At 63.3% G+C, this 9,219-nt stretch carries 8 protein-coding genes and 1 pseudogene; 7 read left to right on the forward strand and 2 right to left on the reverse strand.

Features of this window, described 5'->3' with window-relative positions; translation table 11 throughout:
* Window positions 1–130: 130 nt before the first annotated feature.
* The 6 genes from EJO71_RS34035 (at window position 131) to EJO71_RS34060 (ending at window position 7,160) form a co-directional block, all read left to right on the forward strand.
* Window positions 131–1,033, forward strand: a complete 903-nt coding sequence (locus tag EJO71_RS34035) for an alpha/beta hydrolase (protein ID WP_067399857.1) — start codon at window positions 131–133, stop codon at window positions 1,031–1,033.
* Between the two features lie 120 nt (window positions 1,034–1,153).
* Entirely contained in the window at window positions 1,154–2,749 is a 1,596-nt protein-coding gene (locus EJO71_RS34040; RefSeq protein ID WP_125953050.1) for an NAD(P)/FAD-dependent oxidoreductase, read from the forward strand.
* Window positions 2,750–2,785: 36 nt separating this feature from the next.
* Window positions 2,786–3,538: a glucose 1-dehydrogenase gene (locus EJO71_RS34045; RefSeq protein WP_067399863.1), complete on the forward strand. Its 753-nt coding sequence runs from the start codon at window positions 2,786–2,788 to the stop codon at window positions 3,536–3,538.
* A gap of 89 nt (window positions 3,539–3,627) precedes the next feature.
* On the forward strand, window positions 3,628–4,518 hold the full coding sequence (locus tag EJO71_RS34050; RefSeq protein WP_125953051.1) for a transporter: 891 nt from the start codon (window positions 3,628–3,630) through the stop codon (window positions 4,516–4,518).
* A gap of 136 nt (window positions 4,519–4,654) precedes the next feature.
* Window positions 4,655–5,707, forward strand: a complete 1,053-nt coding sequence (locus EJO71_RS34055) for an alcohol dehydrogenase (protein ID WP_125953052.1) — start codon at window positions 4,655–4,657, stop codon at window positions 5,705–5,707.
* Between the two features lie 22 nt (window positions 5,708–5,729).
* Window positions 5,730–7,160 (forward strand): NAD-dependent succinate-semialdehyde dehydrogenase, encoded by a 1,431-nt coding sequence (locus EJO71_RS34060; protein WP_125953053.1) that lies wholly within the window; start codon window positions 5,730–5,732, stop codon window positions 7,158–7,160.
* A 126-nt stretch (window positions 7,161–7,286) separates the two neighbouring features.
* On the opposite strand, the gene EJO71_RS34065 is transcribed toward EJO71_RS34060, so the two are convergent.
* A complete protein-coding gene (locus EJO71_RS34065; protein WP_125953054.1) occupies window positions 7,287–8,207 on the reverse strand; it encodes an AraC family transcriptional regulator in 921 nt (306 codons plus the stop codon).
* Between the two features lie 189 nt (window positions 8,208–8,396).
* Between EJO71_RS34065 and EJO71_RS34070 the strand changes: the two are divergent.
* Window positions 8,397–8,579: pseudogene (locus EJO71_RS34070) on the forward strand (branched-chain amino acid ABC transporter ATP-binding protein); the annotation flags it as partial.
* A 220-nt stretch (window positions 8,580–8,799) separates the two neighbouring features.
* On the opposite strand, the gene EJO71_RS34075 reads toward EJO71_RS34070, so the two are convergent.
* A partial coding sequence (locus tag EJO71_RS34075; RefSeq protein WP_206169071.1) for a 6-phosphofructokinase occupies window positions 8,800–9,219 on the reverse strand: 420 nt, incomplete at its 5' end.

Genomic DNA, 9,219 nt, shown 5'->3' on the forward strand with positions numbered 1-9,219 from the left:
ACCCCGGGGGAAACCCGTGGTTCTCCCCCCCTTGCTCATTTTCTACAACGCGCTGCGCAAGACCTTCAATACGCATGCGCACTGCCTCCGAATAATCCGGCGTTGCTCACCACAACCAAAGGAGACAAGCATGGGTACTTCACCCCAGTCTGATTTTTTGCGCGCGCTGTACCAGTCCTGGTCAGACCGCATGGCCGCCAACCCCGCGATGACCCTCGCCGACCTGCGCAGCCTGTTCGACGAGTGGCATCAACCCACGCTCGAGCCTGAAGGCGTGACCTACAAGTCGGACGTGCTCGCCGGCGTGGAAGCCATCTGGGCCCTGCCCCATGGCGCAGACACCAAGAAGGTCATCCTGTACACGCACGGCGGCGGCTTTGCCGTGGGCTCGGCCGCCAGCCATCGCAAGCTGGCCGGTCACCTGGCCAAGCATCTGGGCGCGACCGCGGTGGTGATCGACTACCGCCGGGCGCCCGAGCATCCGTATCCGGCCCAGATCGAGGATTCGACGGCTGTCTACAAAGAACTGCTGGCGCGTGGCTTCAAAGCAGCCGACATCGTCACCAGCGGCGACTCGGCGGGCGGCAACCTGGCCATCTCCACGGTGCTGAAGCTGCGCCAGGACGGCGTGGCGCTGCCGGGCGCGGTGATTGCCTTTTCGCCCTGGCTCGACATGGAGCATGTCGGCAAGACGCTGCAGACCAACGCGGCCACCGACGCCCTGGTCAGCAAGGCCGTTCTGGAGGGCATGTCGGGCATGTTCCTGGGCGAGAAGGGCTCACGCACCGACCCGCTGGCCAATCCGCTGAAGGCCGACTACACGGGCTTTCCGCGCCTGTACATCAACGCCGGCAGTGCCGAAACCCTGCTGGACAACGCGCAAGACCTGGAGCGCATCGCCAAGGCGGCGGGCGTGAACGTCACGCTATCGGTGGTGGACGGCATGCAGCACGTCTTCCCGTTCCTGGCGGGTCGCGCCCCCGAGGCCGACGACGAGCTGCGGCGCATTGCCCAGTGGTTCAAGGGCGCCTGAGCTCCAGTTAGCCAAGACCCCGAGGCCGAGGAGCCTTGGGGAAATTTTCCTCATTGCAACAACGCAGGCCACTACGTCGCCGCCAGGCGCAGCTGTGGCCGCAACTTAGAGAGACTCACCATGAAAAACACCAAACATCTGGACGCAATCGTCATCGGCGCCGGCTTTGGCGGCATGTACATGCTGAAAAAGCTGCGCGACGAGCAGGGCCTGAAAGTGCGCGTCTTCGACAAGGCCGGCGGCGTGGGCGGCACCTGGTACTGGAACCGCTACCCCGGCGCGCTGTCGGACACCGAGACCTTTGTTTACTGCTATTCGTGGGATAAAGAGCTGCTGCAGGAGATGCACATCACCACGCGCTATGTGACGCAGCCGCAAATCCTGTCGTATCTGGAGCATGTGGCCGACCGCTACAACCTGCGCCCCGACATTCAGCTGAACACCGGCGTCACGGCCGCGCACTTCAACGAAACCACCAACCTGTGGGAAGTGAAAACCGACACCGGCGAGGCCTACACCGCCAAGTTTTTGGTGACCGCGCTGGGCCTGCTGTCGGCCACCAACGTCCCCAAGATCAAGGGCCTGGACACCTTCCAGGGCGAGTGGCTGCACACCGGCAACTGGCCCGAAGGCGTGCAATACGACGGCAAGCGCGTGGGCGTGATTGGCACGGGCTCCACCGGCACCCAGGTCATCACCGCGATTGCGCCCAAGGTGGGCCATCTGACGGTGTTCCAACGCTCGCCCCAGTACAGCGTGCCCGTGGGCAACGGCCCGGTCACGCCCGAATACGTGGCAGAGGTGAAGAAGAACTACGACGAGATCTGGGAGCAGGTGAAGGGCTCGGTGGTGGCCTTTGGCTTCAAGGAAAGCACCGTCTCGGCCATGAGCGTGTCGGAAGAAGAGCGCCAGGCCGTGTTCCAGAAAGCCTGGGACAACGGCGGCGGTTTCCGCTTCATGTTCGAAACCTTCTGCGACATCGCCACCGATGAGCGCGCCAACAAGGCGGCGCAAGACTTCATCCGCGGCAAGATTGCCGAAATCGTCAAGGACCCCGAGACGGCGCGCAAGCTCATGCCGCAAGACCTGTACGCCAAGCGCCCTTTGTGCGACAGCGGCTACTACGCCACCTACAACCGGCCCAATGTCGATCTGGTCGATGTCAAGGCCAACCCGATTGTCGAAATCACCCCCAAGGGCGTGAAAACCACCGATGGCGTGGAGCACGAACTGGACATGCTGATTTTTGCCACCGGCTTTGATGCGGTGGATGGCAACTACACCAAGATCGACATCCGTGGCCGCAATGGCCTGACGATTCAAGAGCAATGGAAATCGGGCCCCAGCAGCTACATGGGCGTGGCCAATGCCAACTTCCCCAACATGTTCATGGTGCTGGGCCCCAACGGCCCGTTCACCAACCTGCCGCCGTCGATTGAGAGCCAGGTCGAGTGGATTGCCGCGCTGATCAAGGATGTGAACGCCAAGGATCTGAAAACCGTGGAAGCCACCACCGAGGCCGAAGCCGGTTGGACCAAAACCTGCCACGACATCGCCCACATGACGCTGTTCCCCAAGGCCGACTCCTGGATTTTTGGCGCCAACATCCCGGGCAAAACCAACACCGTGTATTTCTACATGGCCGGCCTCGGCGCTTACCGGCAAGAGCTGTCTGCAGTGCAAAACAAGGGCTACGAGGGTTTCGTATTCCAGTAAATGCGCATTTTTTAAAAAACCAACCAAGGAGACAACATGAAACGCGTAGAAAACAAAGTGATTTTGGTGACCGGCGGTGCCATGGGCATGGGCCGCTCGCACAGCGAGCTGCTGGCAGCGCAAGGCGCCTGGGTGTTCGTGGCCGACGTGAACGCAGCCGAAGGGCAAGCCACCGTGGACAGCATCCGCAAAAACGGTGGCAAGGCCGACTTTTTGCAGCTGGATGTGACACAAGAAGCCCAATGGAACGCCGCGCTGGCGCAAATCACAGAGCGTGCAGGCCGTCTGGATGTGCTGGTGAACAACGCCGGCATTCTGATCCTCAAGCCCATGCAAGACACGACCAACGACGAGTGGGATCGCGTCTTCGATGTGAACGTGCGCGGCCTGTTCATCGGCACCCGTGCGGCGGTGCCGCTGATGCAAAAGGCCGGCGGCGGCACCATCGTCAACGTGTCGTCGATTTACGGCCTGGTCGGTGCCCCCGGTGCCAGCGCCTATGAAGCCTCCAAGGGCGCGGTCCGCCTGTTCACCAAGTCTTGCGCCGTGGATCTGGCACCGTTCAATATCCGCGTCAACTCGGTGCACCCCGGCGTGATTGAGACCCAGATGACCAAGGCCATGCTGGACGACCCGGTCATCCGCCCGGCACTGCTCGGCCCCACGCTGCTCAAGCGCCCCGCGCAACCGATCGAGGTGTCACAGGCCGTGCTGTTCCTGGCCTCGGACGAATCATCGTTCGTGCATGGCGCAGAACTGGTCGTTGACGGCGGCTACACGGCCAATTGATCGTCAACCGCAACGCGCCGGACTCAAGCCGCGAGCGGGTAGTCCGGGGCGTCGCTGCAAGCACAAGACCCCCATCAGGAGACAAACCAATGAAGCAATTTTTCAAGCGACTGGCACCCCTGGCCACCGCACTGGCTGCCCTCGCGCAGGCCGGCACGGCCAGCGCCATCGAACTTGACGCCGGTGACTACACACCGCTGCCGGCCGGCACCACCGCGCTGGTGGTCTATGGCCAGCACACCACGCGCGACAAGCTGTACAGCCAGGGCAACCGACAGCCGATCAACCCACAGCTCGACTCCACCGTGGGCATCTTGCGCGCTGTGCGCTTCATGGAAGTGGGCGGTCTCATCATCGATCCGCAGTTTCTGCTGCCCTTTGGCCGCCTCAGCGCCAAGGACGACATCGCGGGCCTGGGCTCGAAGAGCAGCGTGGGCGACCTGATCCTCGCGTCTGCCATCTGGTTCACCAAACCCGGCGACAAGAACCACTTTGCCATCACGCCCTACCTGTACCTGCCGACCGGCTCGTACGACCGCAACCAGTCGTTGGGCCTGGGCGAAAACCGCTACAAGTTTGCGCTGCAGGCCGGCGGCATCGTGCAGCTGGCGCCCGGCATCCACTGGGACTACGCCGGTGACGTCACGCTGTTTGGCAAGAACGACGACTACAACGACGGCGCGGGCGGCCGTACAACCATGAAGCAAAAGCCGCTATACCAGCTGCAGACCCATCTGCGCTACCAGCTCAGTCCCACGGTAGATCTGCGCGCAGCCCTGTTCCACACCTTCGGCGGCGAGACCAAGGTGGGCGGCGTAGAGCAGAACAACCGCCAGTCCACCACCAAGTTCAACGTGGGCACGGCCTGGTTCGCCCAGCCCGACCTGCAGTTGATCGCGACCTATGGCCGCGACATCCATGTGCGCGAAGGCTTCAAGGCCAACAACCAGATCAATCTGCGCCTGCTGAAGCTCTATTGATCACGCAGGCGGCCGTAGGTGCCCGGCGGCCGCCTGAAACTGGATCGCGCAGTTATGGCAGGCTGTCATCAGGCAATGGCCGTTTCGATTCGAGCCTGACATTTTTGAAATCCAAATACTCAAGGAAAGACACACCATGCGCTGTTATTGCGTGATGCACCATTCAAAGCCGCTTGAACTTGTCGAGCGGGAGACACCGCAGCCCGAGGGAACCGAAGTGCTCGTGCGGGTGAAGGCTGCGGGCCTTTGCCACACGGATCTGCACATCTGGGAAGGCTTTTACGACCTGGGCGGCGGCAAGCGCATGAACCTGGCAGACCGTGGCATCAAGCCACCCATCATCCTCAGCCACGAAATCTGTGGCGAGGTGGTGGCGGCCGGGCCGGACGCAGGCGAAGTCCCGACCGGCTCCCGCTTCGTGATCCACCCCTGGATTGGCTGCGGTGAATGCCCCACCTGCCTGCGCGGCGATGAGAACCTTTGCCTGAAGGGCCGCGCCCTTGGCGTGGTCAAGCCCGGCGGCTTTGCGGATTACGTGATCGTTCCCCACCCACGCTACCTGGTCAACATCGACGGCCTGGACGACGCCGAGGCAGCGCCCCTGGCCTGCGCGGGCGTGACCACCTACAGCGCCATCAAGAAACTGGGCGAAGGCATCCACCGCGAACCCGTCGTGATGATTGGTGCCGGAGGCCTGGGCCTGATGGCCATCGAGGTGCTGAAGGCCCTTGGCGGCAAAGGCGCGATCGTGGTGGACATCGACCCTGCCAAGCGCGAAGCCGCGCTGGCAGCCGGCGCGCTGGCGGTGATTGACGGTAAGGCAGCCGATGCGACCAGCCAGATCATCGCGGCGACTGAAGGCGGTGCCGGCCAGATTCTGGACCTGGTGGGCTCGTCTGCAACCGTGTCGCTGGCCATGCAGAGCGCCCGGCGCGGCGGCCACATCGTCATCTGCGGGCTGATGGGCGGCGACCTGACCATCTCCCTGGCGACCATCCCGCTGCGCCCGCTGTGCATCGAGGGCAGCTACGTCGGCACCCTGGCCGAACTGCGAGAGCTGGTGGAGCTGGTCAAGCGCACCGGCATGAAGTCGATTCCGGTGTCGCGCCGCCCCATGGCCCAGGTGAACCAGGCCATCAACGACCTGCACCACGGCAAGGTGATCGGGCGCGCAGTCCTGATCCCATGAGCTTCTGAAAGAACACCCCACCATGTACCCCCAACTCAGCCTCTACATCGACGGACAAATGCTGCGCGGCGAAGGCCGCCGCGAGCAGGATGTCCTGAACCCCGCCAACAACCAGGTGATCGGCCAGTTGCCGCATGCCACCCAGGCCGACCTTGACATGGCACTGGCAGCGGCCCAGCGCGCGTTCGCGTCGTGGCGCAACAGCACGGCGATGCAGCGCGCGCAAGTGCTGAAAGCCGTCGCAGCATTGATCCGCGAACGTGCGCCGCAGATCGGCCGCAATCTCACCCTGGAGCAAGGCAAGCCCCTGGCCGAAGGCGTGGGCGAAGTGGCGGTCTGCGCCGAGCACGCCGAGTGGCATGCGGAGGAATGCCGGCGCATCTACGGTCGCCTTATTCCACCGCGCGATGCCAGCGTCCAGCAGACCGTGCTGCGTGAACCCATTGGCGTGTGCGTGGCGTTCTCACCCTGGAACTTCCCCTTCAGCCAGGCCTTTCGCAAGGTGGTCGCGGCCATTGGCGCCGGGTGTACGGTTATCCTCAAGGGCTCCAGCGACACACCGGCCTCGGTGCAGGCGATCGCCCAACTGTTTCACGACGCCGGCTTGCCCCCGGGCGTGCTGAACGTGGTGTCCGGTGACTCCGGGATGATCTCGGACTACCTGATTCGCTCGCCCATCGTGCGCAAGATTTCCTTCACCGGCTCCACGCCCGTCGGTCAGCAGTTGGCGGCGCTCGCCGGGCAGATGATGAAGCGCACCACCATGGAGTTGGGCGGCCACGCGCCCGTCATCGTGTGTGACGATGCGGACATCGACCGGGCAGCAGACGTGCTGTCTGGCTTCAAATTCCGCAACGCGGGCCAGGTGTGCATCTCCCCCACGCGCTTTTATGTGCAGGACGGTGTGTACGATCGTTTCGTCGAACGATTCGCGCAGCGGGCGCAGGCCCTGGCGGTCGGTGACGGGCTGGTTGAAACCAACCGCATGGGGCCGCTGGCGCAACCGCGCCGCGTTGCCGCCATGGAGGACTTCGTGGAAGACGCCCGCCAGCGCGGCGCCAAGATCGTGGCGGGCGGCCATCGGCTGCAAGGCGACGGCAACTTCTTCGCCCCCACGGTGCTGGCTGACTTGCCCGACGACTCGCGCTTCATGACCGAGGAGCCCTTCGGCCCGATGGCCGGCATGGTGCGATTCAAGACGGTGGAAGAAGTGCTCGCGCGCGCCAACAGCCTGCCCTTCGGCCTGGCGTCGTATGCCTTCACCACATCGCTGAAAAACGCGCACCAGATCTCGCGCGGGCTGGAAGCGGGCATGGTGTCCATCAACCACATCGGGTTGGCGCTGGCCGAGACACCGTTCGGCGGCATCAAGGAAAGCGGCTATGGCAGCGAGGGCGGCAGCGAAACCTTCGACGGCTATCTGACCACCAAGTTTGTGTCGCAACTCAATTGAGGCGCAAAGGCTGCCAATCCGCAAAGATGGGCAGCCTCTAAAAAATTACCGGCCACCGCTGCCTACCCCCCATCGTGGGCGCAGGCAGTGACGCCGACCAGCGGCATCGCCTGACCGATTCGCCAGTCAGGACAGGCTGTCGGTCTCGCGTGGTGCTGCCACGATCACAGCGCTTCGGAATTCCATAGGTGTCTGCTGGAACGCCCGCTTGAAGTGCCGCACCAGATGGCTCTGGTCAGAGAATCCACAGTCCATGGCAATGCACTTCAGCGGCGTCGCCACAGGACGACTGAGCAGTCGCCGGGCGCGCTCTAGGCGCTGGCGCAAAACATAGGCGTGTGGCGCACAGCCAAACTCCGCATGAAACTTGCGGATCAGCCCGGACATACTGACGCCCGCCTCGCGTGCCATCTCATCGAGCTTGAGGTTGCGATCCAGGTTGTCCTCGACATACTGGGCCAAACGCCGCCGCTGCCAATCGGCCATGCGGCCGGCCAGCGGCACCTCGCGCACGCCGGCCTTGGCGTAACGGCGCAGCAGATGAACGCACAGCTGGTTCACCAACGCCGACCGGTACAGCCCACCGCCCAGCCCGCCGCTTTGCAGTTCGGACTCGAAAGCGGACACAAGGACGGGCAGAACATCGTCTTTGGCACGCACGCAGTCTTCCATGCCCACATCACTCACGCTTCGCTCAAAAACCTCTTCGGCGACACGGCACAGCTCGGTGTGGGCCAGATAGATGTGCGTGACTTCGATCGGACGGTCCCACTTCCACTGCGACGACTCGCCGCGGGTCAGCAGCGAGCACACGCCCTGCCCCACCCGCTCGCTGGTCCAGGCGCCACCTGCGCGCCGACTCATGACCGCATCGTCGCCCTTGTAACGCACGAGCATGTAGTCGCGCATGGAGGGTATTTCAACGTCAAGGGACGTGTACTGATAGCCCTTGAGCGTTACCTGCTCCCAACCGACTGGCACGCTGTCCAGCGTCAGCTGGCCGGGTATCCAGCGAGGAACTTCATCAGGCGCAACAAGTTGACTCACAAAGAGCATCTCCGAAACATCACGGACCCAAAACGTGGGCGGTCTATGATTTTCATCAATGCAACTGCGACCTCCATGGGGGTAAGTACTAATAGCTCATGGTATTGAGTCCGCGCGGAAAAGCACCCGCCTTGGCGCCCCGTCCTACCCATGTCGAATGGGGAGGACGGGGCAGATTCCAATCAAATGGAGATCATCCAGGCGATCCGCGCCGAGGGCGTCACCGTGTTTTTGGTGGAACAAAACGCCAACCGCGCCCTGCAAATCGCCGACCGCGGCTACGTGCTGGAAAACGGCCACGTAGTGCTGCAAGACACCGGCGCCGCGCTGCTCACCAATGCAGACGTGCGCAAGGCGTATCTGGGGGCTTGATGCGAGCACTGACGGCTTACGGTTCGTTGGAATCGTTTTGCTTCTTCTTGCCTTGGTCGTAATGCCACTTGATGGCAAAGAACATGCACGTGCCAAACACCAGCACCTTGAACGCAATAAAGACTATTGGGATCCAATCCATCTCGGTAACCTGACCCTGTTGATTGTGAGGAGCAGCCCCTCAAAACGCTGCTCGCGCAGCCTCTGACAACGCGGCACATCAATCCCCCAGGCACACCCCGATATCGCGCGCTGTGGTGATCAGCTCGTGGCCTGGCGGCACCGTGCGCTGGGTGTTGGCAACGTCGGCGATCGGCACGCTGCCGATGCGGCCGTCTTGCAGCGTGACCATGCGGCCAAATTTCCCGGCGATCACCAGTTGCGCCGCGTGGTGGCCAAAGCGCGTGGCCAGCACGCGGTCGAAAGGGGTGGGGTCGCCGCCGCGCTGCACATGGCCCAGCACGGTGGTGCGCACTTCGCTTTTCAGGTGCGGCTGCAGTTGCTGGCGCAGCACATGGCCCACGCCGCCCAGGCGCACCGGGTCGGGGCTATGCGCCACGCGTTCGCGTTCGGTGAGGCTGCCGCCGCGCTGCTTGGCGCCCTCGCCGATGCAGATGATGGTGTAGCGCTGGCGCTTTTC

The sequence above is a fragment of the Variovorax sp. 679 genome, from assembly GCF_003952185.1.
Taxonomy (GTDB): domain Bacteria; phylum Pseudomonadota; class Gammaproteobacteria; order Burkholderiales; family Burkholderiaceae_C; genus Variovorax.

What these genes read in the sequence shown, in the direction of transcription:
- EJO71_RS34035 (WP_067399857.1), top strand. Translation starts at nt 131, where the DNA reads ATGGGTACTTCACCCCAGTCTGATTTTTTGCGCGCGCTGTACCAGTCC.
- EJO71_RS34040 (WP_125953050.1), top strand. Translation starts at nt 1,154, where the DNA reads ATGAAAAACACCAAACATCTGGACGCAATCGTCATCGGCGCCGGCTTT.
- EJO71_RS34045 (WP_067399863.1), top strand. Translation starts at nt 2,786, where the DNA reads ATGAAACGCGTAGAAAACAAAGTGATTTTGGTGACCGGCGGTGCCATG.
- EJO71_RS34050 (WP_125953051.1), top strand. Translation starts at nt 3,628, where the DNA reads ATGAAGCAATTTTTCAAGCGACTGGCACCCCTGGCCACCGCACTGGCT.
- EJO71_RS34055 (WP_125953052.1), top strand. Translation starts at nt 4,655, where the DNA reads ATGCGCTGTTATTGCGTGATGCACCATTCAAAGCCGCTTGAACTTGTC.
- EJO71_RS34060 (WP_125953053.1), top strand. Translation starts at nt 5,730, where the DNA reads ATGTACCCCCAACTCAGCCTCTACATCGACGGACAAATGCTGCGCGGC.